The sequence below is a fragment of the Microbacterium sp. DWRC1-3 genome, from assembly GCF_049896645.1.
GTDB classification, from domain to species: domain Bacteria; phylum Actinomycetota; class Actinomycetes; order Actinomycetales; family Microbacteriaceae; genus Microbacterium; species Microbacterium maritypicum.
In genome coordinates this window covers 1,750,114-1,775,431 of the sequence record NZ_JAFCUS010000001.1, presented here as the reverse complement: position 1 = coordinate 1,775,431, position 25,318 = coordinate 1,750,114, and the positions used below count along the sequence as shown (strand labels likewise).

Here is a 25,318-nt window from a genome sequence, read left to right as displayed (position 1 = left end):
CCCGATCGACAGCGGGGCTTCGCCGTACACTGGCGATCATGAGCGCCTCCTCCGACGCCCCCTCCGAGACCCCCGTATTCGCGTCAGCGCCGGGCCGCCTGGGAGACGACGACCTCGATCAGGCCGTCACCAGAGTGGAGCAGGAACTCGGACGGCTCTTCGCGCGGATCCGCATCGGCTGGCGGGAAGCCGCCGCCACCGTGCATCCCGACCTGCAGCCGCTCGGCTACCAGGTGCTGACCTCCATCGCGACGGGCAAGGCGACCTCGGCCGGCGCGATCATCGAACGGCTGCAGACCGACAAGTCGGCGGTGAGCCGCCAGGTGCGACAGCTCGAGCAGCTGGGACTCGTCGAGAGCGTGCCCGACCCCGAGGACCGCAGGGCCCGCGTGCTCGTGGCCACAGAACTCGCCCAGGAGCGGGTGGCTCTCGCCCGCTCGCGCTACGAGGGTCGTATCGGTGAGCGGCTGCGAAACTGGACCGCCGCCGACCTCGACCACTTCGCCGACCTGCTCGCCGGCCTCGGCGGCTGACGGGAACCGACCGGGCGGAAGCAGCCGCGGGAATACGGCGCACCGCTCGCGCCTTACCTCCCTCTGTGAGTCTCTACGAACCGGCCGTCTTCGGCGCCCTGCAGTTGTCCAACCGCGTCGTGATGGCGCCTCTCACCCGCACCCGTGCCGACGACGACGGTGTTCCGACCACCACCATGGCGGAGTACTACCGCCAGCGTGCCGGGCAGGGACTCATCATCTCCGAGGGCACGTGGCCGGCGGTCGAGGGCAAGTCGTATCCCGGACAGCCGGGCATCGTGACACCCGCGCAGATCGAGGGGTGGAAGCCGATCACCGCGGCGGTCCACGATGCGGGCGGAACGATCGTCATGCAGCTCATGCACGGCGGCCGTGTGGGTCACCCCGCGATCTCGGGTGAGCCGCGGGTCGTCGCACCCAGCGCGCTCGCCGCGCCCGGACAGACGCGCACGCCCGAGGGCAAGGCAGACCTCCCCGTCGCACACGCGCTCACCCTCGACGAGATCCCCGAGGTGATCGAGCAGTTCGCCCAGGCGGCGCGCAACGCGATCGCGGCCGGGTTCGACGGCGTCGAGGTGCACGGTGCGAACGGCTATCTCGTGCACGAGTTCCTGTCTCCGGTGTCGAACATCCGTGACGACCGCTACGGCGGGTCGCCCGAGAACCGCGCCCGCTTCGCGATCGAGGTCGCCGCGGCCGTCGCCGCGGCGGTCGGCGCCGACCGCACCGGCATCCGTCTCTCGCCGCAGCACAACATCCAGGGCGTGCTGGAGGAGGACGACGCGGATGTCCTCGCCACCTACACCGCCGTCGCTGAAGGGCTCGCGCCGCTCGGTCTCGCCTTCATCGACGTGCTCAACGCGCACCCTGCCGGTGAGCTCGTGCAGCACATCCGCCGTACAGGCGGCGCGCCTCTGATCGTCAACACCGGTTTCGCGACCGACACCACCAAGGATGAGGCCGAGGCCCTCGTCGCCGACGGATGGGCGGATGCTGTCGCCGTCGGCCGACCCGTGATCGCCAACCCCGACCTGGTCGAGCGCTGGATCCAGGGGGCGGAGCTCAACGAGCCGCGGCCAGAGCTGTTCTACGGCCGGACGGCGGAGGGATACAGCGACTACCCGTCGCTGGAGTCGGTGCGCGCCGGAGTCTGAGGTCGCGCCGAACAGCGTGGCCGTTCTGTTCACGACCGCGTCCGTGAACCGGTCGTAGCGTGGGGGCATGACATTGAAACTCGGCTTCATCGGCATCGTGACCCACGACATGGCGGCCTCCCTCGCCTTCTACCGCGCCCTGGGCGTCGACATCGCGCAGGGCCAGGACGACGCTGCGCACGTAGACGCCAAGCTCGATGACGGCGTGACCCTCGCCTGGGACACGATCGAGACGATCCGTGGTTTCGACCCCGGCTTCGTGCCGGCGACCGGTGGGCATCGCATCGCCCTCGCCTTCGACAAGGGGACGGCGGCGGAGGTCGATGCCGCGTTCGCCGCTCTCGTGAGCGCCGGATACACGGCGCACGTCGAGCCCTGGGACGCGCACTGGGGTCAGCGCTACGCGACGCTTCTCGATCCCGACGGGAACTCGGTCGACCTCTATGCGGAGCTCGCCGCGAACTGACCGGGACTGACGCCGACCAGCCGTCGGAACTCGCGCGAGAGATGCGGCTGGTCGGCGAAACCGGCTTCGGCGGCGGCTGCGACGAGGGGTGCTCCTCGTCGCAGCAGCGCCTGTGCGCGGCGGGAGCGCTCGAGGCGCACGAGCGTGGCGTATCCGTAGCCGAAGGTCGAGAGCATCCGCCTCCGGAAGGAGCGCTCCGAGGTCCCGTATCCCGCGGCGGCACGGCCGGCCGGCTCGGCAGCCGCTGCCGAGCGGTGCACGGCGGCGGACCAGCGGCTCGATTCCGAGGCCTGCACCGCGAGTGAGGACAGCGCGCCCGTGGAGTGCGCGCCGTCGGCGAACGGCGCCATCGCCGCACGCAGGCGCTCGGCACGCCCGTGGGAGGTGAGGTCTTCGAGAGGGACGAGCTGGTCGGCGATCTCCTCGAGGTCGAGGCCGAGCAGGTGGCCGGCGCGCCCAGGGGGCAACCGGAACCCGAACGAGTCGCCAGCCCCATCGCCACCCGCCGTGATCCACCGCGTGGAGGGACCGGCCACCGAGACGCGACCGTCACGCAGGATCAGGTCCACGCAGCCGTCTGCAGGGATGGGACCCCCACCCGCGCTGCCACGGGAGCGCCACAGCGCTGATCCGTGGGGAAGGCGTGTCTCGGAGTACATCACGTCATTGTCTCAGGCGTGGTCTCAGGGGTGGGCGACCGGCATCAGAGCACGATGTCGCCCGCCGAGTCGAGGGCCCGCCATGCGGTCTCGCGGGCGCCCGGCCGCACGAGCACGTCGGCCGCGATCATCGCGGCGAGGTCGATGCCGGTCAGCGCCGCGATGTCGGCGATCGGCACCTGGAACGTGCGGAAGCCGCCGAGCGGTGCGACGTCGAGCGTCCCCTCCCGTGTGTCGACCAGGGCGGACTGATCGAGCACGAAGCCGGCTGCGGCAAGGCCGTCGTGGCCGTGCCAGGCCGCGATCTTCCAGAACCGGAGCGGCACGCGGATGCCGCGGTAGCTCGGGTCGTTCTCGGCGAGGACCGGGGCGGTGAACACCGACACGCTCTGCTCGGTGGTCTCGGCGTAGGCGAGCACGTGGTCTTCGAGGCCGAGCCAGAGCTGCTTCGACTGGTTGAAGCCGGCGGCCTGCGGTGCGGCGTTGGGATAGAAGAACGTCGCCTCGCTCGCCGCGCGCGCGGTCGCGACCGCTCCCCACCCCGGGTCGCGTCGACGCACGAGGTGCCCGCGATCGAGGTCGTTGCAGGCGTACACCTCGGGCCCCGCCTGCTCATCGGGCGGAAGGCGCTCGTCGAGTCGCCAGTCGCCGGTGCGCGGCAGGTTCTGCAGCGTGGCGCCGTCGATGTTCACGGCCGTCACCGCGGCGAGCCGCCGCTCGGGGTCGAGCAGCACCGTGAACCGGGGATACGGGAGTGTGCGCACGGTCTGGGCGGGGAGAGGGAGGGGGAGTCGCGTGCCGAGGAAGTCCACGTCGTAGCCGTCGGTCATGATCCCATCGTGCACGGTGCCTCCGACGCCTGCACCTGTCAGCGCGGATCGACGATGACGTCGAGGGCCACGCCAGCGCACGCCACGCGCGGCAGGTCGGCGAGTCCGCTGCCGCGGACCGAGTCGCCGGTCGCCCAGCGGGGATCGGTCGAGACCACGACGCGGCCGACGCCGTTGGTCAGGGTGACCTCGCACCCCAGGGCGGCGAAGCGGTGCGTCAGATCCTGTTCGACGGACGACACGAGCAGGTCGAGGCCGGCGACGCCGATGCGACGGCCGTCGACCTCGGCCGGGACCGCGATCGTGATCGTGTACTCGTCGCTGCAGAGGTAGTCGACGTAGGGTCCGGCGACGTGCGGTTCGCCGGTGGCCATCGGCACGCGGAACCACTCCAGGGCGCTGTAGTCGATGTTCTCCTTGTTCAGCGACTGCGAGGCGAGCACGAGCTGCCGGCGGTCCTCACCCTGCCACCACGCGAGATGGCTGTGGGCATCGGAGAGGAGGTCGATCGCGGCGATGAAGCCCGCGCCGTAGACCGGGACGCCGCGGAGGTCGAGTGTCCTCAACGCATGCGGTTCCACGAGCGCGTCGATCCTCGAGCGCGTGAGCGGCCCGGCTGCCCTGGCGTCGAAGACCTCGGCGGCGAACGGGTCTACCCAGTCGAGCAGGGTGCGTACGGGCGCCGTGAAGTAGTCCTCCACGATCGCGGCTGCTGCCTGGATGGCGGTGTCGGTTGCTGTGTTCATCGCGTCCTCCTGTGCACGTCGATGCTGGTCCTCTGATCTACCCGGTCGCTGCCTGGAGCCGGATCAGCGCGTCGATGGTCTCGGCGGCCATGAGCTCGGTCCTCGCCCCGGCGGCATCGGGATCCCCGGCCTCCACGGCGTCGATGACGGCGGCCAGGTGGGCTCCCTGGCGCCGAAGGTTCTCTGTCTCGTGCGCGACGAGACGCAGGAAGGGCGAGAGCTCTGCCTGCAGCTTCATCTGCTCGCGGGTGAGGCGCGCCGACTGGCTCAACGCGACGATCTCGATCTGCACGTCGTCGAGCAGACGGCGCTGCGCTTCCGGGTCGAGCTCCTCGATCCGCTCCAGCCGGCGACGCACCCGCTGCGTCTCGCTGGGGTCGGCGCGTCGCGCCGCGAGGCGCACGCAGGCTCCGGTGATGGCGGCGTAGTGGGCGCCGAGGTCGCGCAGGGCCAGGCGCGATGTGCGGCGCACGGCCTCTCTGGCGAAGGTGAGGGGATCGGCGTGCGCGGCGACGAAGCTGCCCCCGTTGCGCCCACGGCGGGTGACGACCAGGCCGCGTCCGCGGAGAGCCAGGAGTGCTTCGCGCACGGTCACCGGAGCGACGCCGAGACTCTTGCTGAGATCGGCTTCCGACGGGAGGCGCTCGCCGGCGCGGAGGTGTCCGCGGGTGATGGCGTCGACGAGGCGGCGCTCGACGAGCTCCGCCCGTCCCTCATCGCCGATGGGCTGGAACAGCGCGCCCTGAAGACGGTGCGGCTGCTCGTGCTCGGGTTCGTGCTCGAGTTCCGGGGAGCGCTCAGCGGAGGCGTGCGTCGGGTGCGTCGTCGAGCTCGATGCCATCCTGCGATTCTCCCTTCCGTGATCACGATACCCAAGAAGTTCCTGTTGACATATTACCTCTGGGTTTATATGTTTTGGTGAATCTTCCCCGTTCGACGACGATCCGAGGAGCGCGAGATGATCGCCACGGCCCCCGCAGCACCCGCAGCCCCCGAGGCCACCCGCCCGGACGGGACGGTGACACTGAGCAGCGTCACGAAATCCTTCGGCGAGTTCACCGCCGTCCGCGACCTCGACCTCGAGGTCGCCTCGGGGGAGTTCCTGTCGATGCTCGGGCCCTCGGGCTCGGGCAAGACGACGGTGCTGCGCATGATCGCCGGTTTCGAAGACGTCACCGGTGGCAGCATCCGCCTCTCCGGCGTGGACGTGACACGCACGCCGCCGCACGCACGTCCGGTGAACACGGTGTTCCAGGACTACGCACTCTTCCCGCACCTGACCATCGCCGACAACGTCGGCTACGGTCTCCGCGTCCGCGGTGAGGGGAAAGCCGCCCGCGCCGCCCGGGTGCAGACCTCGCTGGAGCAGGTGCGACTCGACCACGTGGCCGATCGCCTGCCTCACCAGCTCTCCGGCGGCCAGCGTCAACGCATAGCCCTGGCCCGCGCGCTCATCCTGCGTCCGCAGGTGCTGCTGCTCGACGAGCCGCTCGGCGCGCTCGACAAGCAGCTCCGCGAGCAGATGCAGATCGAGCTCAAGCAGATCCAGCGCGAGGTCGGCATCACCTTCATCTTCGTCACCCACGACCAGGAGGAGGCGCTCACACTGAGCGACCGGGTCGCGGTGTTCAACGGCGGTCGGATCGAGCAGATCGGCACCGCGCGCGACGTCTACGAGCGCCCGCAGACCGAGTTCGTCGCGCGCTTCCTCGGGCTCTCGAACCTCATCGGCGGAGACCTCGCCGAGCGCCTCACCGGCGACCGCCGAACCATGAGCGTGCGTCCGGAGCGGATGCGGCTGATCGATCGTGAGGGCACGCTCGCCGCGGGCGAGGTCGCTCTCGACGGGACGATCAGCGAAATCGTCTACACCGGCCCGGCCACCCGCTACCTGGTCGCGACCGATGCCGGGATCGACCTGATCGCCGAACGCCCCAACACCCGACACGGTGCCGATGACGATCTCGCTCGAGGACACCACGTCCGTGCCGCCTGGTCTCCCGGCCACGCGGCACGGCTTCCCTGAAACACCGCAACATCCCCACCCCCAGCACTGATCACAAAGGAGCGATCCATGCGTAAGAAGATCCTGGCCACCACGGCGATGGCGGCCGTCGCCGTCCTCGCCCTCTCCGGCTGCGCCACCGGAGGCGAGACGGCATCCGAGGGCTCCGGCGAACTCCAGATCGACGTTCCCGACATCGCCATGCAGGAGGAACTCGGCGACTACGAGGGCGAGGTGAACATCGTCGCCTGGAGCGGATTCGTCGAGCCGGCGTGGAGCGACGCGTTCACCGCCGAGACCGGATGCGTGGTGAATCGCCGCGTCGCCGGAACCAGCGATGAGATGGTGCAGCTCATGCGCACCGGCGACTACGACCTGGTCTCCGCCTCGGGCGACGCGAGTCTGCGCCTGATCGCGGGCGGCGACGTGCAGCCGCTCAACCTCGAGCTCATCCCGAACTTCGGCGACGACATCGTCGAGGGCATGAAGGGCCAGATCTACGACACCATCAACGGCAAGTCCTACGGCATCCCGATCGGCCGCGGCGCGAACATCCTGCAGTACAACAGCGACGTCGTCACCGAGGAGCCCACCAGTTGGGATGTCGCATGGGAGAAGGACAGCCCCTACGCGGGTAAGGTCATCGCCTACGATGCCCCGATCTACATCGCCGACGCCGCGGTGTACCTCATGGCGCACGAGCCCGACCTCGGCATCACGAACCCGTACGCGCTCGACGAGAAGCAGCTGAAGGCCGCCGTCGAGCTGCTCAAGCAGCAGAACGAGATCGTGTCGGAGTACTGGTCCGACCCCGCCGCGCAGATCACGTCGTTCGCGGGCGGCACCACGGTGCTCGGCACCTCATGGGAGGTGCTGCGCAAGCTCACGGAGGACGACAGGTTCAAGAGCGTGCTGCCCGAGGAGGGCTCGACCGGCTGGTCGGACGCCTGGATGCTGGCCGCCGAGTCGAAGAGCCCGAACTGCGCGTACGCGTGGATGGACTACTCGTCCTCGCCGGAGGTGAACGGCGCGATCGCGATGAACTTCGGCATGGCCCCGGCCAACGCCGCGTTCTGCGACACCAGCGAGGAGGCGAAGGCGCACTGCGACTACTTCAACGCCACGGATGAGGAGTACTTCAAGAAGGTCTGGTTCTGGACGACGCCGATCGAGCAGTGCATCGACGGCCGCACCGACGTCACCTGCACCAACTTCCAGCAGTGGACGGACGCCTGGCTCTCGGTCAAGGGCTGAGCCGCATCGAGGGGGTGGGTCCTGCCGACCCGCCCCCTCACCCTCCCGCATCTTCCGCAACCACGAACGGGATCGACATGAAGCGCCGCCTCCGGATCGCCGGGCTCCTGGCCCTTCCGATGACCTGGCTCATCGGGATCTACATCTTCTCGCTGGTCATGCTCCTCGTGACCGCCTTCTGGATCACCGACCCCTTCACCTCCAAGGTGAAGCCGGGGTTCACGCTGCGCAACTTCGAGCAGCTCTTCGTCAACCCCGCCTATCTGTCGACGTCGATGCGCACGCTGGGCATCGCCCTCGCCGTGACGGTGCTCGCCATCCTCATCTCGGTGCCCCTCGGCATCTTCATGGCCAAGGTCGCATCGCCGTGGCTGCGGGCGCTGTTGGCTGTGTCGATCACCCTGCCGCTGTGGGCCGGGTACCTGGTGAAGGTCCTCGCGATGCGGATCACGTTCACCGAGCAGGGGTTCGCGAACTGGTTGCTGGCGCCGTTCGGTCTCTCCGGACCGGGTTTCAGCGTGCTCACCGTCGTGCTCACCCTGACCTACCTGTGGCTGCCGTACATGGCCGTGCCGGTGTACACCGCGATCCGCCAGGTGCCACCTAACCTCTTCGACGCCTCCGCCGACCTCGGTGCCGGATCATGGCGGACGATCGCATCGGTGGTGCTGCCGATCATCAAGCCGGCCCTCATCGCCGGCTCCGTCTTCACGTTCTCCCTGAGCCTCGGGGACTATCTGGTCGCCCGGTTCGTCGGCGGAGACACCCAGATGATCGGCAGCGTGATCGCATCGAACATCAACCTGAACCCCCCGCTGGCGGCCGCGTACTCGCTGGTACCCATCGCGTTCGTCGTCATCTACCTGGTGAGCGTGCAGCGCACCGGCGCACTGGAAAGGATGTGAGTCGCGCATGCTGAGACTGTCCCGCACCTCCAAGATCGTCCTCGGGGTCATCGTCGCGATCGTCCTCGCGTTCATGTACATCCCGCTCGCGCTGGTCGTGCTCAACTCCTTCAACTCGGCGCGTATCGTCAGCTGGCCGGTGAGCGGGTTCTCCCTCGAATGGTGGGGCAAGGCGTTCACCAGCGAGCCTGTGCGCGCCGCACTCCTGAACTCGGTCCTCGTCGCATCCGGGGCGACCGTGATCGCCGTCATCCTCGGCACCCTCGTGGCCTTCGCGCTGCAGCGGTACTCGTTCTTCGGGCAGCGCGCCGTGAACCTCCTGGTGGTGCTGCCGATCGCTCTCCCCGGCATCGTCACCGGCGTCGCCCTGAACAACACCTACAACCAGCTGCTGGAGCCGATCGGCATACAGGTCGGCTTCTACGGCATGATCATCGCGCACGGCACCTTCTGCATCGTCATGGTCTTCAACAACGTGCTCGCGCGGCTTCGGCGGATGAACCCGAGCATCGAGGAGGCCTCGCAGGACCTCGGCGCGAGTCCGTGGCAGACGTTCCGGCTCGTCACGCTCCCGCAGTTCCGCAGTGCGCTGATCGCGGGGGCCATCCTCGCCTTCGCGCTCAGCTTCGACGAGGTCTACGTCACGATCTTCACCGCCCCGCCGGGCGTCGACACCCTGCCTCTGTGGATCATGAACCAGATGGCCAGGCCCAACGAGGCGAACGTGGTCAACGTGGTCGCGACGGTCGTCATCGTCGCCTCCTTCCTCCCGGTGTGGATCTCGCAACGGCTGGGGAAGGAGGTCGACGAGCGCGACTGACGCAGGGACACCGCTCAGTCGTCGGTGCGGAAACCCGTCGCCTTGTGGGTGCCGTCGCAGAACGGCTTGAGGGCGGAGAGTCCGCATCGGCACAGGGCCACCGTGCGGCGGTGGGGTGCGATCGGCTCGCCCTCGGTCGTCTGCAGCTCCACGTCGCCGCGCACGAGCAACGGGCCGTCCGGGTACGGCGTGATCGTCGGGCGGTCGTGGCCGGCGCTCATGACGGCATCCGCGTGCGAAGCGAGGAAGTGCCCGTGGACCAGGCGTCCAGGATGTGCGCGCCTCCCCAGCCGTCGACGGTCAGGCACGCGGCGGCACCGAACATGATGTCGGGCAGCAGCTCGGGGTGATCCTCGGCGAGGCTGCCGGCGAGGTCTCGCGCGGCGATCTGCTCGTGCACCGCGTCGGCCTCGACGTGCTCGTCGAAGTAGTCCGAGACATCGGAGCCGAAGCCCAGACGACGCAGGCCGTCGGCATACAGACGGCACGGGATCGACGAGGTCATCTCGTAAGCGGCGAGGTGGCCGACGATCGAACCCACCAGGCGGCGGTTGAGGCCGAACATCGACATCATGTTGAGGGAGGCGAGAGTGACGGCGGGCAGGTCGTCGACATACGCACCGTAGGTGTCATCGAGACCTGCCGCCCGCATGGCGCGCGCGAAGAGCGCAGCGTGCACACGGTGCGGACGGCCACCGCCGTATTCGTCGGACTGGATCTCGACGAGCGCGGCCTTGGCGCGTCCGTCCAGTCGGGGGATAGCCCAGGAGTGCGGGTCCGCCTCGCGCAGCGTGTATGCCGAGCGCTGGATGAGCATCTCCTGCGCCTGCGTCGCGGTGGCCTTCTTGACGAAGTACCGGGAAAGGCTCGGCCCCGTCTCGGCTTCCGTGAGAGCGAAGAGCGACCGACCGACGGCATCGACGGTCGGCTCCGGCAGGCTCGGCATCGGCACGCCGGCACGCAGTTCGCGCTCGAACGCCGCCTCGAGGATGCGCCGGGTGGTCACAAGCGCGGGGTCCCATTCCAGATCGGGGTCGAGCTGCGGGAGTGACCCGTACGCGGAGGCGTAGAGCACGAACAGTGTCAGCTGGATGTCGTCGTCGCGGGCGATGTCGGCGCTCGCCGCGACGGCCTCCTCGGCGAGTGCCGCGTGGCCGGATCCCTCGCCGGAACCGGTGAGGTGCGCGATCACGGCGCGGCTCAGCGTCCCTCTGTCGGAGAACGCGAGAGGCGGGGTGGATGCCGGGGCGGATGAGGTCATGTGTCGGGGTTCCCAATCGATGCGCACATCCGTATCCTGCGGGAGAGGAGCAGATCCGGCCAGGGACTTGACGGGCCGCGCCGCGCGGGGCATGCGCGCGGGTACCCGTCTCGGCGTCGGAGTCGGCGGCGGGCGCGGAGATAGGCTGACGTCGATGACGCAGCCGTCCTCCTGGTCCCACTACGCCGCACCGCGACATGCGATGCGGCGACTGCTGATCTCGTGCCGCGGTGCGGGGGAGCAGTCGGGCCCGCAGCCGCCGTTTCGTCGACGGTCGCTTCCGACCCGCGGCCTGGTCTACATCTCCGAGGGGCACGGGGAATACGAGGAGTACGAACCGCACGGCCGGAAGGTGCCGGTCCTGGGGCCGGCGGTGATCTGGCTGACCCCCGGAACGCTCCACGGGTACGGCTCCGACGCCCGGGGATGGTCCGAGCACTGGGTGTTGTTCGAGGGCGAGTCGTTCGCGGCGTTCGAGGCGAGCGGGCTGGGAGGACACCATCGCCCGGTGCAGGCGCTCGCGCGTCCGGTGGACGACGCGGACGAGATCTTCGATCAGCTGCGAGAGGCCGTGGGTGCGGTGGGCCCGCGAGCGGAGATCGCCGCCACCGTCGCGACCCAGCGGCTTCTGCTCGCCATCCTCGATGCTGCCGATCCGGTGGAGGGGACGACGGACGGCGCGAGCGTCATCGACCTCGTCAGCCGAGACGCCACCCGCGCCCTCTCGGTCGCCGCGCGCGCGGCCGCGGTCGGGCTCTCCACCCGCGAGCTGGGGGTGCTCGTGCGGGCCGCGACCGGGCTCACCGTGAACGACTTCGTCATCGAGGTGCGCATCGCGCGGGCGCAGTCGCTCCTGGCGGAGACGGCTCTCGATGTCGGTCAGATCGCCGCGCAGGTCGGCTACGACGACGCTGCCTACTTCTCCCGCATCTTCCACCGCCGCACAGGAGCTGCGCCCTCGGCGTTCCGGCGACAGCAATCCCGAGAACATATTGACGAGAATCGTCCAAGTCGTGCCGAGAGCGTCCCGGAAAATCCAATGATCTGACGAGAAAGTCCATGGACGGAAGTCCAGGTCTAGCCGATCCTGGAATCATGTTCACCTCCAACGGATACACGCTCGACGACTCGCCGTCTCGGCTCGGGTGGATCGAGCCCGTGCCGGACGCCATCCGCACCGACAAGCAGGCGCTGTGGAGCCGCCTGCGCAGGGACGGCTACCTGTTCCTGCCGCAGCAGCTCGATCCGCAGCTCGTCACCGCGTTCCGCGAGCACTACTTCACCGCGATGGCGGACACCGGGATCGTGGAGCCGGGCTCCGATCCCGCCGTCGGCGTCGGAGCGCAGGGAGCGATCGACAGGGCGAAGATCCGCGCGGTCCTGTTCGACGACATCGTTCCCGGTGAGCGGTACGCGGCGCTGACCGCACACCCCGATATCCGCGGATGGTTCGAGTGGTTCCTGGGCGACGACGTGCATCTGCACCGGCGCAAGATCATCCGCCACATCCGTCCCGGCGAGTCGGGGATCGGCACGGCCACGCAGGCCCACTACGACCTCGTCTATCTGCGCGAGGGCAGCGAGCGCGTGCTCTCGATGTGGATCCCCCTGGGAGACTGCCCCGCCGAGCAGGGCGGTCTCACCTACCTCGAAGGCAGCCATCACTGGGCGCTCGCCGAAGAACGCGCGCGCGGCGACAGGCGCCCGGCCGCATCGATCACGGCCGACCTCCCCGCGCTCGCCGACGCGCGCGACGCCCGCTGGCTGATGGCGGACTATCGCGCGGGCGACGTGATGGTGCACTCCTCCTACATCGTGCACGCCAGCACCGACAACGTCGATCCGCAGGGGCGCATCCGCCTCTCCACCGACATCCGCTATCAGCGGGCATCCGAGCCGATCGACTGGCGCTGGCAGGAGCACTGGCACGAGGATGACGGTCTGTGAGGAGAAGTGCCGCTCAGCCGCAGGTCTCGAACGCGTAGGCGTCGTCGTCGGGAGTGACGAGGTTACGGTCGCGGAGCACCAGGGAGTCCGGAGAGCTGTCGTCGGCGCACATCTCGGCGAAGGGGCGCGGAAGCTCGTCGGTGTACTCGATGTCGATCACATGGTCGGCGTAGACCGCGGTGTAGGCGCCGCACTCTTCATAGGCCGCGCACTCCTCGGTGACCGCGAAGTCGAAACCGGCCCGCTCGTGGAGCAGCGCCGCATCCTCTGCGGCGTTCTTCTGGCCGGCGGCGAGCCCCACGGCGTGCGCGGCATCGACGAGCAGCGCGGCCAGGGCCAGGTTGTCATCGAGCGAGAGGGAACCACCCGACCGCGAGTACGAGTCGAGATTGTCGAACTCGACCGCGTCGAAGCCGGCATCCGCGCAGCCCTCGATCCAGGGGATCACCGTGTCGGCGATCTTCTCCCGGTGCGCCGCACTCGAGGTGTCGATGAGTGCCTCATCGGGCCAATCCGGATCGAAGACGACCTCGCCGTCGCGCTGCAGCAGCAGCTCACGGGGCCAGGCATCGAGTTCACCGGGCTGCGTCTGGAAGCCGTTGACGTAGCAGATCGAGTACACGCCGGGTGCGGGCTCCGCGCCCCGGTCGCGCCCCACGATGCCGACCTCTGGCGAAGGGTCGTAGGCGCCACCGAGCTGGTAGTCGGGCACTGCGCCCGAGGGCGGGAGGGCGATGGCGGGCGACGGAAGGGTCGTCGATGCTGCGGAACACGCCGTGAGGACGAGCGCCACGACGCCGATCAGGACCGCGCTCCCCCCACGAGCGAGTCTTCGATTCGACACGGTCAATGCGGGGCGGGTCCGGTCGCCGCCGCGTCGACCGGCGCCGGCGCGGCCGGATTGCGACGGATGCCGATCCACGAGACCACGCCGCCGATCACGAGCAGCATCGCCGTGAACCACGCGGCGTTGTGGAAGCCGTCGAGGTCGAGCGTGCCGCCGACGATGGTCGACAGCATGGCCACGACGAGCAGACCGGCGACGCGGGAGACAGCGTTGTTCACGGCCGAGGCGATGCCCGAGTGGTTCTCATCGATCGCCCCGAGGATCGCGGCCGTCAGCGGGGCGACCGTGAGGGAGAGTCCGAGACCCATCACGATCATGGCCGGCAGCACCTGCCACCAGTAGTCGAAGTCGGTGGAGACGAGAAGCAGCATCAGGGCGCCGACGGCCATGAGCAGCGGCCCGACCGTCATGAAGATACGCGGTCCCCATCGGCCCGCCCACTGACCTGCGCGCGAGCTGACGAGGATCATCAGGATCGTCATGGGGAGGCTCGCCAGGCCTGCGGCGGTCGCGCTGAGCCCCGCGCCCTGCTGCAGGTAGACGCCGACCACGAAGCCGTTGAGCGACAGCGCGGCGTACACGAAGAATGTGGCGAGGTTGCCCCAGCCGAAGTCGCGCACGCGGAACAGCCACAGCGGCATGAGGGGCGACGCGGAGTGCTGCTGGCGCCACAGGAACAGCGCGAACAGGGCGGCGCCGGCCACCGCGGGGATCCAGATCGCGGGCGACTGCCATCCCAGGTTCGGCTGCTCGATGAGCGCGAAGACCACGGCGCCGAGACCGATCGCGCACAGCGCCCCGCTCCACCAGTCGACGGTGATGCCGCGGGGATGCTCGGGCAGACGCAGGCGGGAGAGCAGCAGGAGCGTGATCCCGATCGGGATGACGTTGATGAGGAACACGAAGCGCCAGGAGAGGTAGTCGACGAAGAGCCCGCCCAGCAGCGGACCGACCAGTTGCGCACCGGTGGTGAAGGCGGTCCAGACTCCGATGGCCCGCGACTGCACGTCGGCGCGCATCGTGGCGGTGATCAGGGCGAGCGAGCTGGGCACCAGCAGCGCCCCCGCGGCTCCCTGGGCGGCGCGGGCGATGATCAGTGTGAGCGGATCGAACGCTGCGGCGACCGCGATGGAGGCGACGCCGAAGGCGATCAGTCCGATCCGCATTACGAGCACACGGCCGTAGGCGTCCGACACCGAACCGGCGAGCAGGATCAGAGCGCTCAGAGTGATGAGATACGCGTCGACGACCCACTGCTGGGTGGTGATGCCGCCGCCGAGCTCACGACTGATCGCGGGTAGCGCGACGTTCACGACCGTGCCGTCGAGGAAGGTCACGAATGACGCGAGCACCGCGATGGAGATGACGAGCCGCTGGAGCGGAGCGAAGGATGCCACAGGCCGACACTACCCCCGGCAGCCGACGTCGGGGCGGTTTGGCCAGGTCGGTCAGGGCTTCGGCGCGGTCACGCGCGGAGCTGCCGTCGGGGAGGCGGGGAACGGGGCCGGTGTCCCCGCGCGCAGGAGCTCGGCGAGTGCGGGCGCTCCACCGTCGTGGACGGCGCGGCGTTGCCGGTCGGCGCCGGTGCCGAGTGTGCGCAGGCGCTCGAAGCCCTCCCACACCCGTTCCTCGTCACCGAGTTCGCGGAGGGCGGGGGCGATCGATGCCCGCATCCGGTCGGCCACGGTCCAGGCATCCTCGATCTCGCCCGTCGTCGGATCGATCAGGCGCGCCCCCATGCCTCTGCGGGCCGCCGTCCACAGCGAGGCGTCGATGCCGTCCACTCCGATGTCGGCGAGGGGTTGATCGTCGGTGAGCACGATCGCTCGGGAGAGGAGGGCGGCGAACACCGCGTCCTCGGCCGTCAGCTGCGCATCGAAGACCCGCACCTCGACGGTGGGGTAGCGCTTCGAGATTCGCGCCGACCACGACAGCGATGCCGCATCGGCGAGGGCTCCGACGTCGACGAGGCGCTGTACACCTGCCCGGTACTCGTCGTAGTCGCGGAACCGCGGCGGCGCCCAAGACGAGGGCAGGCGACGGATCAGGATGCTGCGCCAGCTGGCGAAGGCGGAATCCCGTCCGTTCACGAAGGGGCTGTTGCCGGTGAGCGCCAGCAGCACGGGGAGCCAGCCGCGCACGCGATCGAGCGCGCGGACCCTGTCCTCGTCATCGGTGACCTCGACGTGCACGTGCAGCCCGTTGACCTCGTGGTCGCGTGTGAGGTGTCCGAGCTGCTCGGCCACCTCGTCGTAGTGGGGTGAGGGCGACACGGTGGAGGAGCGGGTCGTCGCGAACGGCGTGCCGGTACCGGCGGCGATCGCGTGCTGCTCCCGGGCATGCCAGCCGATGAGCCCGCGCAGGTGCATCAGCTGCGCCTCGGCATCCACCGCGGTCGCGACCGGCTCGGTCAGGCACTCGATCTGCGAGGTCAGATACTCCGTGGTGACCTCTCCGCCCGTGCGGAGGCGCGTGATGCGCTCGCGAGTGCCGGAGGCGAGGGCCACGGGCACCAGCGAATGCTCATCGAGGAAGAGGAACTCCTCCTCGATGCCGAAGCGCGACATCGGCGGCCTCAGTGATTCCTGAGCGCGGAGATCAACTCGGACTTCCGTTTGCCGCTGTAGCCGGTCAGCCCCAGCTCCTTCGCGCGCGCACGCAGCTGGGGAACGGTCCAGTCCTCGTAGTCGCCGTGCTCGCCGCCACGACGCCCCACGGCGCTGCGTCCCTCCTTCGCCGCGGCATTCGAGATGCGCGCGGCCTTCTCCTTGGAGGCCCCGTCTTTCCTGAGCTCTTCGTACAGCTCCGGATCCTTCAGCGCGTTGTCGCGTCTTCCTGGCATGTTCCCATCTCCTTCGCGCACTCGGAGGGCGGAAGTCAACCCCCTCGGACAGAACTCCCACCGCGGCTAGCGTGGGGGCACCACAGTCGGGCGTTCGCGCCTGCCGAAAGAAGGGAAAGACCGATGAACATCCTCCTGATCATCGTCATCGTCATCGCAGTGATTCTTGCGATCACCGGAGGACTGGTGCAGTCGCTCCAGTTCCTCCTGTGGGTCGGGCTCGTCCTCCTCGCGATCGCCGTGATCGCCTGGTTGATCCGAGCGATCAGCGGCAGCCGCAAGGTCTGACGACACCACACGTCTGACCCATCGAGGTGAGGCCCGCCCTTCGGCGGACCTCACCTCTTCGGTGTGTGGGGCGTCTTACTTCTCGAACGCGTCCCGGACGCTGTCGCCGGCCTTGCCCGCGGCGTCCTTCACGTTCTCGCCGGCCTGCTTGGCGGAGGCCTTGACCTGATCCGCCTTGCCCTCGGCTTCGAGCTTCTCGTTGTCGGTGAGCTTTCCGACGCCTTCCTTGACCTTTCCGGCGGCCTTCTCGGCGGCGTTCTTGATGTCGTCTGCGGCACTCATGTGCGGCTCCTCTCGTAGGCGGATCGATTGCCTCCGACACTCTCACTCCTTCGGAGAAGCGGCCACGGGATTGACAATCCGCCCGGGCCGTGACAACGTTCGGTCGCCATCGACTCACGCCTCGCGAAGGACTAGCCTGGCGCCAGGCGGGTGGTCCTGCCCGCGGACCTCGACCAAGGAAGCGGTGTGCGATGGACTCGATGATGATGGGCGCCATGTCGAAGAGCATGGAGTCGATGCCCGACATGCAGATGATGGACATGTCCGTCATGCAGGCGTGCATGGATGCGTGCGCCGCGTGCGAACAGGCCTGCACGGTGTGCTCGACGCAGATGATGGACTGCTCTCCCGCCTGCATGAACTGCGCCGACATGGCAGGCACCATGATGCGGTCCATGATGCGGATGCAGGGGATGACCCCGGCGTCGATGATGGCGATGCTCAACGCCTGCATCGCGATGTGCAAGACGTGCATGGACGCGTGTGCGCGGCATGCCGACGAGAGCGACGTGTGTCGGATGTGCGCTCAGGCGTGCCAGGCCTGCATGGACGCCTGCTCGGCCATGAAGGACATGCTGATGGCGAGCGCCTGAACCGGAGGCGGGCTCAGGAAGAACGATCAGACGGCGGCGACGTTGAACTGCGTGCCGCCGACGGCGAGCACTCCGTAGCGCGCGTGCAGCGCGACGGGGGTGCCGGGGGCGGCCTCGAGGGCGGCACCGGAACCGTTCCACAGCGCATGCGCTTCGCCCTCGAGCGTGCGCACCACGAGGTCACCGGAGCTGGCGTCGGCGGACTCGACGAGGGCGTCGATCCACCCGGCGGGCGTCGCCGAGGCGATGCGTGCCTGGATGAGGTGCAGAGCATGGCCGGGGGCGAAGGAGGAGCACCGGCCGCCGTGGCTGCACATGCACGCCGCACGCTCACGCACCGGGAGGGGCGAAAGGCGGTTCAGCGGCGTGGACACGGTGGTCTCCTTCTGGTCGGACGTTCCGGAAAGACTAAGACGCCCTTCGCGTGGTGCCCAGGCGGGCCGACATGGAGTGAAACAAACGGGTGTAGGCTCGCCGGGTGCTGTCGTCGATGAGCGCCCTCGGGGCGCAGAGCGGAGCTGCAGGCGCTTCCCGCGCCGCAGGCAGAGGCTGAGGACCCACCGGAGGCGGAACCCCCGTCCCCGGTGTCGCGACGTACCCGGCCACCGTGTCCGGGTTCCTTCCTCTCATCGACCCGCCTTCGCGGCGACCACTCCGAAAGCACCACTCCCATGCGTCCCATCGACGAGCGCGCCATCCGCGCCTCCTTCCTCAACGCCTCCCGCAAAGAGGTCTCCGACCTGACCCTTCCGCCCGGATTCGCCGAGATCGACTTCGACCGGCTCGACTTCCTCGGGTGGGCCGACCCGAAGATGCCCCGCCGGGCCTACGTCGTCACCTGGATCGATGACGCCCCGGTCGGTGTCTTCCTGCAGCGCGCCGAGCAGCGCGTGATCGCCAGAGCGCAGTGCTCGTGGTGCGAAGACGTGACGCTCCGCAACGACGTGCAGCTGTACGTAGCGCGCAAGGCCGGACCGGCCGGGCGCAAGGGCGACAGCGTGGGTGTGCTCACCTGCGCCGAGTTCGGCTGCAACCACAACGTGCGGGTCCTGCCGCCGCTGGCCTACCAGGGGTTCGACCGCGAGTTCGCGCGCGACCTGCGAATCCTGCGACTGCAGGAGCACGTGGCGGGCTTCCTCGCCGAGGTCGCGGGGCGGGCGGGTTAGACGATCCGGGCGCGCACGTGCGCCCAGGCGGGTGCTGTCAGCGCCGCCGACCGGCGGGCGAACTCGTCGAAGCTGTCACGACCGGGCCAATCGGCCGGCAGCATCGACGGGGGAAGCCCCGGATCAGTGTACGGCAGCACCCGCCAGCGGTCGATCAGCTGCACGTACGCGGCGAACGGCTCCGCTGGCAGGTCTGCGAGCGACGCCTGGAAGGCGAGGTGCTCGTCGCGCAGCGCATCCAGATCCCACCACTGCGCCGCAGCGTCGACGAGGCTGCCGGCGGGAACGGGGGCGGATGCCGGGAACAGCGTCGCCCACGGGCGCGCATCGAGTTCGTCGAGGATCTGCACCACCTCGTCCTGAAGGTGGCCGGGGCAGATCCACAGGGCGGGCGACACGACTCCCGCACCGATCCACTGCAGTCGTCGACGCAGCTGATGGCGCACGCTCCTCGCGCTCTCGGGGATCGAGAACGAGACCAGGCACCACGTGTCGGCGTCGGTCATCTCGCGCATCTCGAAGATGCGCCGATCGCCGCGTTCGAGCATCGGGATCGCTGCCGGGTTCAGCCGGTAGCCGATCTGCTTCTCACGGGCGGCGAGCAGCAGGCCCTTCTGCTTGAGGCGTGCGACACCGGTGCGCGCCGGGGCCGGTTCGATGCCGAGGTCGCCGGCGAGGGCGACCAGGTCGGCGGCGGAGATCCACCCGCCGAGCGGGCGCAGGAAGACGCCGATGAACGTCCGCAGCAACGATGCGGTGCTGCCGGGGCGCGCATCGATGTCGTCGAGGACGGGCGCGACGGCACGGTCAGAAGTCACCGGACTCCAAGGCGTCGCGCACCGCGAGCACGCCGGTGATGGTCTCGACGTGCGAGGTGCTCAGCGGAGAGAGTCCGAGGCGGATGCCGTCGGGGAATCGGAAGTCCGGGATGATGCCGTCGGCCCACAGGCGACGTGTGACGTCGCGGAAGTCCGGATGCCCGATCGTCACGTGTCCGCCTCGCAGCTCGGCATCGCGAGGGCTGAGCAGTCGCACACCGAGAGGGGCGAGCACCTCGTCGTAGGCACGCACGGCGAGATCGGTCAACGACTGCGACTTGGCCCGCACGCCCTCGATCGTCGAGTGCTCGATGAGGTCGAGCATCCCCTGCATCGCGAGCATCGACGTCACCGGGGGAGTGCCGCTGAGCAGCTGGCGGATGTCGCCGGACGGTACGTACTCCGGCCCCATCGCGAAGATGTCGGCCGCGCTCCACCAGCCCTGGATCGGCTGGCGCAGCACACCCTGCAGTCCGTGTCGGAGGTAGGCGAAGGCGGGGGAGCCCGGCCCGCCGTTCAAGTACTTGTAGGTGCAGCCGACAGCCATGTCGACACCCCACTCGTCGAGCTGCATCGGCACGACGCCGGCCGAGTGGCACAGATCCCACATCATCAGGGCGCCGGCCTCGCGCACCGTCGCGGTGATGCCCGGCATGTCGGCCAGGGCTCCCGAGCGATAGTCGACATGGCTCAGCGACACCAGGGCGGTGCGTGCGGAGACGACGGCCTCGACATCGGCGATGGTCACCCCGTGCACCGGGTCGGGTTCGATCCACCGCAGCGTCATCCCCGTCTCGGCGGCCACGCCCTCGGCGAGGAACCGGTCGGTGGGGAAGTTGCCCGCCTCGATCACGAGCTCGGTGCGGTCCGGGTCGGCCGACGCGGCGGCGCGCATGAGCTTGTAGATCAGCACGCTGGTCGAATCGGCCACGACGGTCTGGCCGGGGGCGGCGCCGAGAGCGACCCGTCCGATGCGGTCGCCCAGCTCCATCGGCAGCGCCATCCACTGCTCGTCCCACGAGCGGATCAGCCGCGTGCCCCAGTCGTCCCGCACGAAGGCGGCGATCTTCTCGGGGACATCGCGCAGGGGACGCCCGAGCGAGTTGCCGTCGAGGTACGCGGTGACGCCAGGAGCCTCGGCGAACGCATCGAGGTGGGCGTGCAGCGGATCGGCCGCATCGAGAGCGCGGGCGAGTTCGAGGAGTGAGGAGTCGGGCGTCATGGTCATGTCACACCTTCAGGTCTGCGGGGGTGAGGGGGCGGGCGTCGAGCGGATCGGCGCTCGACGGGGTTCCGCCGGGGATGAGGAGGAGAGCGGAGTGGGGTTCGCGCGGGTCCACGGGGGCGAGAGCCTGCAGCAGGGCGGCATCGTCGAGTCCTGCCTCGCGGAGAGCGGCGACCTCGTGCGGGTTCAGATCGACCGGCATCGGTCCGTTGCCCAGGTCGGTCCCGTAGAGCACGCTGCCGCCTGCGGTGCGGAAGCGGCGCACGTTGTCGATCGCGATCGCACGCTCGGGGTCGTCATGGATGGCGAGCGTCGAGATCCAGGAGGCGGAGGCGGCCTGGCGCGCGATCTCGTCATCGTCGAGTCGCTCCGTGAACGGGGCGTGGGCGAGCCGGGCGGCTCCGAGACCGACCACACGCCGCGCTTCGCCTGCCCCTTCGGCGTGGGCGACGACGGGGAGATGGCGAGCGGAAGCGAGCCGCACGATCGTGCGGAACAGATCGTCGGTGAGGACGGGTCCTGCGGCACTGTTGCTGGTGACCTTGATGCAGGTCGCGCCGGCGTCGGCCATCTCCGCGACGGCGTCGGCTGCGGCCGCGGCGTCGGCGATCTCGCGCACCGAGCCCTCCGGCGCCCAACCGCGGTCGGAGGGGTACCCGCCGGGGGTGGTCAGGAAGCCTCCGGCGAAGTGGACGGACACCGGTTCCGGCACGGCGATCAGACGCAGTGCCTCGGGGTTTCCGCCCAGGTCGACCACGCGGCCGAGGCGTGACTCTGCCAGCACGCCATGCTCGATGAGCTGGAGGTGCACGTGGTGGTCGGTGAATCCGCCCACGATCACACCATCGAGCCGGGGAGCTCCCGACGCGGGCACCGCATCGCGCAGCCGCAGGTGCACGTCGACGAGCTCGACGACGCCCTCGCGCCACTCGACTCCGTCGAAGAACGTCGCGGCGTGCATCAGCTGCCGATCTCGGTGCGCACGGTGTAGAGCTCGGGGAAGAAGGTCAGATCCAGCGCGCGCTGCAGGAAGCCGACGCCGCTGGAGCCGCCGGTGCCGACCTTCATGCCGATCGTGCGCGCGACGGTCTTGAGGTGTCGGAAGCGCCAGAACTGGAAGTTGTCCTCGAGGTCGACCAGGTCTTCGCACGCCTCGTACAGGTCCCAGTACCGGCTCGGGTCCTGGTAGATCTCGCGGATCGCGGGCACCAGCTCCGGGGTCTCCCGGTAGGGCTCGCGCACATCGCGCTGGAGGATCGAGCTCGGGATCGGCAGCCCGCGGCGGGCGGCGAAGCGCAGGAACTCGTCGTAGAGCGTCGGCTTCTCCCACTCGGCGGTGAGCAGAGCGAGGTTGGCGGGGTGGTCGGCGAAGACGCTCAGCATCTTCTCGTTCTTGTTGCCGAGGGCGAACTCCACCGCCCGGTACTGCACGGACTGGAAGCCCGACGAGTTGCCCAGTGCCCCGCGGAACTGCGCGTACTCGGTGGGGGTGAGGGTCGCGAGCACGGACCACTGCTGCGTCATCACGTCTTGGATGCGCTTGACCCTGGCGATGCGCTTCAGCGCCTCGCGGAGGTCGTCGCCGGCGAGCAGCTCACGCGCCGAGGACAGTTCATGCAGCAGCTGCTTGAGCCAAAGCTCGGTGGTCTGGTGCTGGATGATGAACAGCATCTCGTCGTGGTGCTGCGGTTCGCTCACCGGATGCTGCGCGGTGAGCAGCTGGTCCAGCGCCAGGTAGGAACCGTACGTCATCCGGCCGGAGAGGTCGGTGACGATGCCGGATTCCAGGGCGCGTTCGTTCTCGGTGTGCATGCGCCGAATATATCACTTTCGTGGCGAGCGTCACAGGAGTGATATGTTCTGCGTCGTCGTCCCTCAGAGTGCGGGGGTGCGCGGCGGCGGCGTGCGACGCGTGCCAGGGCCGCCTGTCGCTTCGAACGCCGCCGCGAGGCGCAGCAGTCGCGTGTCGTCATGCGCCCGACCTGCGAAGGTGAGGCCGATCGGCATGCCGATGTCGCTCATCACCCCCATCGGGACGGTGACGGTCGGGATGCCGAGGTGGCGCACGGCGAGGTTGCCGTTCGCGATCCAGACGCCGTTGCGCCAGCCGCGGTCGGCGGATTCGGGGTTCACGTCCATGTCAGCCGGACCCACATCCGCGACCGCCGGGAAGACCACGGCATCGAGCCGCAGCACATCCATCCACACCTCCAGGTCGCGACGACGGGTCTCCTCCAGGCCGCGCAGGCCGTCTTCGAGTTCGGGCATGTCCGTGAACGAGGCATCGGGGTGGCGGCGCACCCAGTCCGGATACTCGGCGATGTCGTCGTCGAAGCCCGTGTAGCGGTCGGGGAGTGCGCCCTGGGGGTGGGGGAAGATCGTGGCGCCGTCGACGTCGACGAGCGAGTGCAGAGCGGGGTCGGCGTTCGCCTGCAGGAAGTCCTCCCATGCCCAGGCCGAGAGATCGACGATCTCGCGGCGCAGGTACTCCGGCGATACCAGGCCGCGGGTCGCGATGGTGTGCGCCCCCGGACGGTCGCCCTCGTAGTTCGACACCACCGGGAAATCGACCTCGATCACGGTCGCTCCGGCGGCGGTGAGGTCGCGGCGGGCGGCCTCCCAGCGCTCGATGATGCTCGCCCGTGTCTCGATGCGCCGGCCGGTGGGCCCGCCGATGCCGGGGTTCTCGGCAGTGCCGGCATCCGGGTCCGCATTGATGTACATCCGGGGGATCCCGATACGCGCGCCGACGAGGGCGAGGGGGCCGCCTGTCGCGAGTGCCGGATACGATTCCGGTCGCACCGTCGATGCCGCAGGCAACGCCACCCACGGCTGCGCGCGCCAGAAGTCGCCACGGGTCTCGGCGTCGTCGGCGACGATGACCTCGAGCACTTCGAGCAGGTCGGCCATCGAGCGGGTGTGCGGCACCACCACGTCCATGGTCGGCACGAGCGGCCAGTTGCCGCGGGTCGAGATCACCCCGCGCGAGGGGGTGTAGGCGCACAGCGCGTTGTTGGTAGCCGGACCACGGCCGCTCGACCAGGTCTCCTCACCGAGACCGAAGGCGGCGAAGCTCGCCGCCGTCGCCGTGCCGGAGCCGTTCGACGAACCGGAGGCGAAGGGCGCCGTGAGGAAGGCTGCGTTGTAGGGACTCTCGGCGCGACCGTAGACGCCGCGCTGCATGCCGCCGTTCGCCATCGGGGGCATGTTCGTCAGTCCGAGGCAGATGGCGCCGCCCGCGCGCAGCCGCTCGATCGTGAAGGCATCGCGCTGGGCCACGAGCTCTGCGAAGGCGGGACTCCCCGCGGCGGCGGTGAGGCCGCGCACGAGGTAGCTGTCCTTCGCGGTGTACGGGATGCCGTCGAGCGGCCCGAGCGTCTCCCCGCGGGCGCGACGCGCGTCGGAAGCGGCGGCCTCACTCCGCGCGTGGGGATTGGCGACGACGACCGCGTTCAGGGCGGTCTCGGTGCCGGGGGCGTCGAAGGCGGAGATGCGCGCGAGGTATGCGTCGACCAGTTCGACGGCGGTCGTGTCTCCGGCGTCGAGGGCGCGCCGCAGGTCGGCGATGGACGCCTCGACCACGTCGAACATCAGCGGCTTCCGTCGAGGGCGGGCTGCTGTTGGGTGATGCAGTGGATGCCGCCGCCGCGGGCGAACAGCGGGCGCGCATCGACCGTGACCACGCGGCGTCCGGGGTAGGCATCGGCGAGGATCTCGCGCGCTGCGGCATCGGCCTTCTCGTCGCCGAAGCCGCAGGCCACGACGCCGTCGTTCGTGACGAGGTGGTTGACGTAGCTCCAGTCGACAGGGCCCTCATCGTCGGAGAGCGTCGAAGGAGCGGGCAGCCCGATCACCTCGAAGCGGCGGCCGGCGGCGTCCGTCTGCTCCGCGAGCAGGCTGCGCAGCTCGCGCGTGACCGCGTGGTCGGGGTGGTCGGGGTTCTGCTGGTCGTGCAGCAGCAGCCGCCCGGGCGACACGATGGTGGCGACGATGTCGACGTGGCCGTTCGTCCCGAAGTCGTCGTAGTCGCGAGTGAGCCCACGGGGGAGCCAGATCGTCGTGGTCGCGCCGATCGTGCGGGCCATCTCGGCCTCGATCCGCTGCTTGTCGGCGTAGGGGTTGCGCCGGGGGTCCAACTGCACGGTCTCGGTGAGGAGCACGGTGCCCTCGCCGTCGACGTGGATGCCGCCGCCCTCGTTCACGAGCGTCGAGCTCACGAGCTCGGCGCCGACGGCGTCCGCCACGATGCGTGCGTGCTGTGCGGCCTTGCGCCACTCGGCCCATTCCGGGGCGCCCCAGCCGTTGAAGATCCAGTCGACCGCGCCGAGCACGCCAGGACGCTCGTCGTCGACCACGAAGGTCGGCCCCGAATCGCGCATCCAGAACTCGTCCACGGGCGCGATCTCGATCTCGATGCTGCTGCTGAGCATGCGCCGGGCCCTGGCGACCTCGCTCGGATCGACCAGCATCGACACGGGCTCGAACTCGGCGACGGCGTGGGCGACGGCGGTCCAGGTGGCGTAGCCCTCCTCGCGGGCGGCGTCGGTGTCACCGAGGGTCTCGCCCTCCGCGGGGAACGCCATCCAGGTGCGCTCGTGACGTGCGGTCTCGGTGGGCATGCGCCAGCTCATCGTGATCTCCTCGCTGCTGCCGGTTCGTCTATTGAACATGCGATCA

General features: G+C 69.4%; 30 protein-coding genes. 12 read left to right on the top strand and 18 right to left on the bottom strand.

The genetic code is table 11. The annotated features are described in order from the left end of the window. The first annotated feature begins 38 nt into the window (after positions 1-38). From ACP699_RS08625 to ACP699_RS08615, 3 genes are all read left to right on the top strand, one after another. Entirely contained in the window at positions 39-533 is a 495-nt protein-coding gene (locus ACP699_RS08625; protein ID WP_426170597.1) for a MarR family winged helix-turn-helix transcriptional regulator, read from the top strand. A 65-nt stretch (positions 534-598) separates the two neighbouring features. Beyond that, a complete protein-coding gene (locus ACP699_RS08620; protein WP_426170595.1) occupies positions 599-1,687 on the top strand; it encodes an alkene reductase in 1,089 nt (362 codons plus the stop codon). Between the two features lie 67 nt (positions 1,688-1,754). Beyond that, entirely contained in the window at positions 1,755-2,153 is a 399-nt protein-coding gene (locus tag ACP699_RS08615; RefSeq protein WP_055874366.1) for a VOC family protein, read from the top strand. Here the strand turns inward: ACP699_RS08615 and ACP699_RS08610 are convergent. From ACP699_RS08610 to ACP699_RS08595, 4 genes are read right to left on the bottom strand one after another with little or no spacing between them, the layout of a single operon-like run. Next, positions 2,129-2,812, bottom strand: coding sequence for a helix-turn-helix domain-containing protein (locus tag ACP699_RS08610; protein ID WP_127482999.1), 684 nt, complete (start codon positions 2,810-2,812; stop codon positions 2,129-2,131). The genes ACP699_RS08615 and ACP699_RS08610 overlap by 25 nt on opposite strands. A 44-nt stretch (positions 2,813-2,856) precedes the next feature. Beyond that, on the bottom strand, positions 2,857-3,642 hold the full coding sequence (locus tag ACP699_RS08605) for a DNA/RNA non-specific endonuclease (RefSeq protein WP_426170592.1): 786 nt from the start codon (positions 3,640-3,642) through the stop codon (positions 2,857-2,859). A gap of 38 nt (positions 3,643-3,680) precedes the next feature. Beyond that, positions 3,681-4,388, bottom strand: coding sequence for a cache domain-containing protein (locus ACP699_RS08600; protein WP_426170590.1), 708 nt, complete (start codon positions 4,386-4,388; stop codon positions 3,681-3,683). Between the two features lie 37 nt (positions 4,389-4,425). After that, a complete protein-coding gene (locus ACP699_RS08595; RefSeq protein ID WP_127482997.1) occupies positions 4,426-5,229 on the bottom strand; it encodes a FadR/GntR family transcriptional regulator in 804 nt (267 codons plus the stop codon). A 117-nt stretch (positions 5,230-5,346) separates the two neighbouring features. On the opposite strand from ACP699_RS08595, the gene ACP699_RS08590 reads away from it, so the two are divergent. From ACP699_RS08590 to ACP699_RS08575, 4 genes are all read left to right on the top strand, one after another. Further along, on the top strand, positions 5,347-6,414 hold the full coding sequence (locus ACP699_RS08590) for an ABC transporter ATP-binding protein (RefSeq protein ID WP_055865853.1): 1,068 nt from the start codon (positions 5,347-5,349) through the stop codon (positions 6,412-6,414). A 48-nt stretch (positions 6,415-6,462) separates the two neighbouring features. Next, entirely contained in the window at positions 6,463-7,647 is a 1,185-nt protein-coding gene (locus ACP699_RS08585; RefSeq protein ID WP_055865850.1) for an extracellular solute-binding protein, read from the top strand. A 77-nt stretch (positions 7,648-7,724) separates the two neighbouring features. Continuing rightward, positions 7,725-8,552 (top strand): ABC transporter permease, encoded by an 828-nt coding sequence (locus tag ACP699_RS08580; RefSeq protein ID WP_017829335.1) that lies wholly within the window; start codon positions 7,725-7,727, stop codon positions 8,550-8,552. Positions 8,553-8,559: 7 nt separating this feature from the next. Continuing rightward, positions 8,560-9,372, top strand: coding sequence for an ABC transporter permease (locus ACP699_RS08575; RefSeq protein ID WP_055874351.1), 813 nt, complete (start codon positions 8,560-8,562; stop codon positions 9,370-9,372). A gap of 14 nt (positions 9,373-9,386) precedes the next feature. Here ACP699_RS08575 and ACP699_RS08570 read toward each other — a convergent pair whose 3' ends face one another. Then, the gene (locus ACP699_RS08570) at positions 9,387-9,593 is read right to left on the bottom strand and encodes a CDGSH iron-sulfur domain-containing protein (protein WP_055865842.1); all 207 of its coding nucleotides are present in this window, start codon (positions 9,591-9,593) and stop codon (positions 9,387-9,389) included. Then, positions 9,590-10,633: an iron-containing redox enzyme family protein gene (locus tag ACP699_RS08565; protein WP_426170584.1), complete on the bottom strand. Its 1,044-nt coding sequence runs from the start codon at positions 10,631-10,633 to the stop codon at positions 9,590-9,592. Before ACP699_RS08565 ends, ACP699_RS08570 begins: the two co-directional genes overlap by 4 nt. Before the next feature lie 154 nt (positions 10,634-10,787). Here ACP699_RS08565 and ACP699_RS08560 point away from each other — a divergent pair, with 154 nt between their 5' ends. Further along, complete coding sequence (locus tag ACP699_RS08560) at positions 10,788-11,681, top strand: AraC family transcriptional regulator (protein WP_426170582.1); 894 nt, start codon at positions 10,788-10,790, stop codon at positions 11,679-11,681. Positions 11,682-11,728: 47 nt separating this feature from the next. Beyond that, complete coding sequence (locus ACP699_RS08555) at positions 11,729-12,580, top strand: phytanoyl-CoA dioxygenase family protein (RefSeq protein ID WP_055865836.1); 852 nt, start codon at positions 11,729-11,731, stop codon at positions 12,578-12,580. 13 nt (positions 12,581-12,593) lie between these two features. Here ACP699_RS08555 and ACP699_RS08550 read toward each other — a convergent pair whose 3' ends face one another. Genes ACP699_RS08550 through ACP699_RS08535 form a run of 4 tightly spaced genes read right to left on the bottom strand, consistent with a single transcriptional unit; the run spans position 12,594 to position 16,269 of the window. Next, the gene (locus ACP699_RS08550; RefSeq protein WP_426170580.1) at positions 12,594-13,424 is read right to left on the bottom strand and encodes an endo alpha-1,4 polygalactosaminidase; all 831 of its coding nucleotides are present in this window, start codon (positions 13,422-13,424) and stop codon (positions 12,594-12,596) included. A 2-nt stretch (positions 13,425-13,426) separates the two neighbouring features. Then, positions 13,427-14,824, bottom strand: coding sequence for an MFS transporter (locus ACP699_RS08545; RefSeq protein ID WP_055874340.1), 1,398 nt, complete (start codon positions 14,822-14,824; stop codon positions 13,427-13,429). A 51-nt stretch (positions 14,825-14,875) separates the two neighbouring features. After that, the gene (locus ACP699_RS08540; RefSeq protein WP_426170577.1) at positions 14,876-15,994 is read right to left on the bottom strand and encodes a carboxylate-amine ligase; all 1,119 of its coding nucleotides are present in this window, start codon (positions 15,992-15,994) and stop codon (positions 14,876-14,878) included. Between the two features lie 8 nt (positions 15,995-16,002). After that, complete coding sequence (locus tag ACP699_RS08535; protein WP_017829326.1) at positions 16,003-16,269, bottom strand: DUF7218 family protein; 267 nt, start codon at positions 16,267-16,269, stop codon at positions 16,003-16,005. Between the two features lie 123 nt (positions 16,270-16,392). Here ACP699_RS08535 and ACP699_RS08530 point away from each other — a divergent pair, with 123 nt between their 5' ends. After that, positions 16,393-16,557: a hypothetical protein gene (locus ACP699_RS08530; RefSeq protein WP_017829325.1), complete on the top strand. Its 165-nt coding sequence runs from the start codon at positions 16,393-16,395 to the stop codon at positions 16,555-16,557. Between the two features lie 75 nt (positions 16,558-16,632). Here the strand turns inward: ACP699_RS08530 and ACP699_RS08525 are convergent, their stop codons facing one another. Beyond that, complete coding sequence (locus ACP699_RS08525; RefSeq protein ID WP_017829324.1) at positions 16,633-16,839, bottom strand: CsbD family protein; 207 nt, start codon at positions 16,837-16,839, stop codon at positions 16,633-16,635. A gap of 236 nt (positions 16,840-17,075) precedes the next feature. On the opposite strand from ACP699_RS08525, the gene ACP699_RS08520 reads away from it, so the two are divergent. Continuing rightward, entirely contained in the window at positions 17,076-17,432 is a 357-nt protein-coding gene (locus ACP699_RS08520) for a hypothetical protein (RefSeq protein ID WP_167497454.1), read from the top strand. A gap of 26 nt (positions 17,433-17,458) precedes the next feature. On the opposite strand, the gene ACP699_RS08515 is transcribed toward ACP699_RS08520, so the two are convergent. Further along, positions 17,459-17,806 (bottom strand): hypothetical protein, encoded by a 348-nt coding sequence (locus ACP699_RS08515; protein WP_055865820.1) that lies wholly within the window; start codon positions 17,804-17,806, stop codon positions 17,459-17,461. A 297-nt stretch (positions 17,807-18,103) separates the two neighbouring features. On the opposite strand from ACP699_RS08515, the gene ACP699_RS08510 reads away from it, so the two are divergent. Further along, positions 18,104-18,598, top strand: coding sequence for an FBP domain-containing protein (locus tag ACP699_RS08510; protein ID WP_055865818.1), 495 nt, complete (start codon positions 18,104-18,106; stop codon positions 18,596-18,598). On the opposite strand, the gene ACP699_RS08505 is transcribed toward ACP699_RS08510, so the two are convergent. The 6 genes from ACP699_RS08505 to ACP699_RS08480 all read right to left on the bottom strand — a co-directional run bounded on the left by ACP699_RS08505 (position 18,595) and on the right by ACP699_RS08480 (position 25,272). Beyond that, positions 18,595-19,416 (bottom strand): PaaX family transcriptional regulator, encoded by an 822-nt coding sequence (locus ACP699_RS08505; RefSeq protein WP_055874334.1) that lies wholly within the window; start codon positions 19,414-19,416, stop codon positions 18,595-18,597. The two genes, ACP699_RS08510 and ACP699_RS08505, sit on opposite strands and share 4 nt — an antisense overlap. Then, complete coding sequence (locus tag ACP699_RS08500) at positions 19,406-20,644, bottom strand: kynureninase (protein WP_200935159.1); 1,239 nt, start codon at positions 20,642-20,644, stop codon at positions 19,406-19,408. Before ACP699_RS08500 ends, ACP699_RS08505 begins: the two co-directional genes overlap by 11 nt. Before the next feature lies 1 nt (position 20,645). Beyond that, entirely contained in the window at positions 20,646-21,602 is a 957-nt protein-coding gene (locus ACP699_RS08495; RefSeq protein WP_426170571.1) for a hydrolase, read from the bottom strand. Continuing rightward, the gene (locus ACP699_RS08490; protein ID WP_426170569.1) at positions 21,602-22,453 is read right to left on the bottom strand and encodes a tryptophan 2,3-dioxygenase; all 852 of its coding nucleotides are present in this window, start codon (positions 22,451-22,453) and stop codon (positions 21,602-21,604) included. Before ACP699_RS08490 ends, ACP699_RS08495 begins: the two co-directional genes overlap by 1 nt. A 63-nt stretch (positions 22,454-22,516) precedes the next feature. Continuing rightward, a complete protein-coding gene (locus ACP699_RS08485) occupies positions 22,517-24,232 on the bottom strand; it encodes an amidase (RefSeq protein ID WP_426170567.1) in 1,716 nt (571 codons plus the stop codon). Next, positions 24,232-25,272: an agmatine deiminase family protein gene (locus tag ACP699_RS08480; RefSeq protein WP_426170565.1), complete on the bottom strand. Its 1,041-nt coding sequence runs from the start codon at positions 25,270-25,272 to the stop codon at positions 24,232-24,234. Before ACP699_RS08480 ends, ACP699_RS08485 begins: the two co-directional genes overlap by 1 nt. Positions 25,273-25,318 lie beyond the last annotated feature (46 nt).

What these genes read in the sequence shown, in the direction of transcription:
- ACP699_RS08625 (WP_426170597.1), top strand. Translation starts at nt 39, where the DNA reads ATGAGCGCCTCCTCCGACGCCCCCTCCGAGACCCCCGTATTCGCGTCA.
- ACP699_RS08615 (WP_055874366.1), top strand. Translation starts at nt 1,755, where the DNA reads ATGACATTGAAACTCGGCTTCATCGGCATCGTGACCCACGACATGGCG.
- ACP699_RS08610 (WP_127482999.1), bottom strand. Translation starts at nt 2,812, where the DNA reads ATGTACTCCGAGACACGCCTTCCCCACGGATCAGCGCTGTGGCGCTCC.
- ACP699_RS08605 (WP_426170592.1), bottom strand. Translation starts at nt 3,642, where the DNA reads ATGACCGACGGCTACGACGTGGACTTCCTCGGCACGCGACTCCCCCTC.
- ACP699_RS08600 (WP_426170590.1), bottom strand. Translation starts at nt 4,388, where the DNA reads ATGAACACAGCAACCGACACCGCCATCCAGGCAGCAGCCGCGATCGTG.
- ACP699_RS08595 (WP_127482997.1), bottom strand. Translation starts at nt 5,229, where the DNA reads ATGGCATCGAGCTCGACGACGCACCCGACGCACGCCTCCGCTGAGCGC.
- ACP699_RS08590 (WP_055865853.1), top strand. Translation starts at nt 5,347, where the DNA reads ATGATCGCCACGGCCCCCGCAGCACCCGCAGCCCCCGAGGCCACCCGC.
- ACP699_RS08585 (WP_055865850.1), top strand. Translation starts at nt 6,463, where the DNA reads ATGCGTAAGAAGATCCTGGCCACCACGGCGATGGCGGCCGTCGCCGTC.
- ACP699_RS08580 (WP_017829335.1), top strand. Translation starts at nt 7,725, where the DNA reads ATGAAGCGCCGCCTCCGGATCGCCGGGCTCCTGGCCCTTCCGATGACC.
- ACP699_RS08575 (WP_055874351.1), top strand. Translation starts at nt 8,560, where the DNA reads ATGCTGAGACTGTCCCGCACCTCCAAGATCGTCCTCGGGGTCATCGTC.
- ACP699_RS08570 (WP_055865842.1), bottom strand. Translation starts at nt 9,593, where the DNA reads ATGAGCGCCGGCCACGACCGCCCGACGATCACGCCGTACCCGGACGGC.
- ACP699_RS08565 (WP_426170584.1), bottom strand. Translation starts at nt 10,633, where the DNA reads ATGACCTCATCCGCCCCGGCATCCACCCCGCCTCTCGCGTTCTCCGAC.
- ACP699_RS08560 (WP_426170582.1), top strand. Translation starts at nt 10,788, where the DNA reads ATGACGCAGCCGTCCTCCTGGTCCCACTACGCCGCACCGCGACATGCG.
- ACP699_RS08555 (WP_055865836.1), top strand. Translation starts at nt 11,729, where the DNA reads ATGTTCACCTCCAACGGATACACGCTCGACGACTCGCCGTCTCGGCTC.
- ACP699_RS08540 (WP_426170577.1), bottom strand. Translation starts at nt 15,994, where the DNA reads ATGTCGCGCTTCGGCATCGAGGAGGAGTTCCTCTTCCTCGATGAGCAT.
- ACP699_RS08535 (WP_017829326.1), bottom strand. Translation starts at nt 16,269, where the DNA reads ATGCCAGGAAGACGCGACAACGCGCTGAAGGATCCGGAGCTGTACGAA.
- ACP699_RS08530 (WP_017829325.1), top strand. Translation starts at nt 16,393, where the DNA reads ATGAACATCCTCCTGATCATCGTCATCGTCATCGCAGTGATTCTTGCG.
- ACP699_RS08525 (WP_017829324.1), bottom strand. Translation starts at nt 16,839, where the DNA reads ATGAGTGCCGCAGACGACATCAAGAACGCCGCCGAGAAGGCCGCCGGA.
- ACP699_RS08520 (WP_167497454.1), top strand. Translation starts at nt 17,076, where the DNA reads ATGCCCGACATGCAGATGATGGACATGTCCGTCATGCAGGCGTGCATG.
- ACP699_RS08510 (WP_055865818.1), top strand. Translation starts at nt 18,104, where the DNA reads ATGCGTCCCATCGACGAGCGCGCCATCCGCGCCTCCTTCCTCAACGCC.
- ACP699_RS08500 (WP_200935159.1), bottom strand. Translation starts at nt 20,644, where the DNA reads ATGACCATGACGCCCGACTCCTCACTCCTCGAACTCGCCCGCGCTCTC.
- ACP699_RS08495 (WP_426170571.1), bottom strand. Translation starts at nt 21,602, where the DNA reads ATGCACGCCGCGACGTTCTTCGACGGAGTCGAGTGGCGCGAGGGCGTC.
- ACP699_RS08490 (WP_426170569.1), bottom strand. Translation starts at nt 22,453, where the DNA reads ATGCACACCGAGAACGAACGCGCCCTGGAATCCGGCATCGTCACCGAC.
- ACP699_RS08485 (WP_426170567.1), bottom strand. Translation starts at nt 24,232, where the DNA reads ATGTTCGACGTGGTCGAGGCGTCCATCGCCGACCTGCGGCGCGCCCTC.
- ACP699_RS08480 (WP_426170565.1), bottom strand. Translation starts at nt 25,272, where the DNA reads ATGAGCTGGCGCATGCCCACCGAGACCGCACGTCACGAGCGCACCTGG.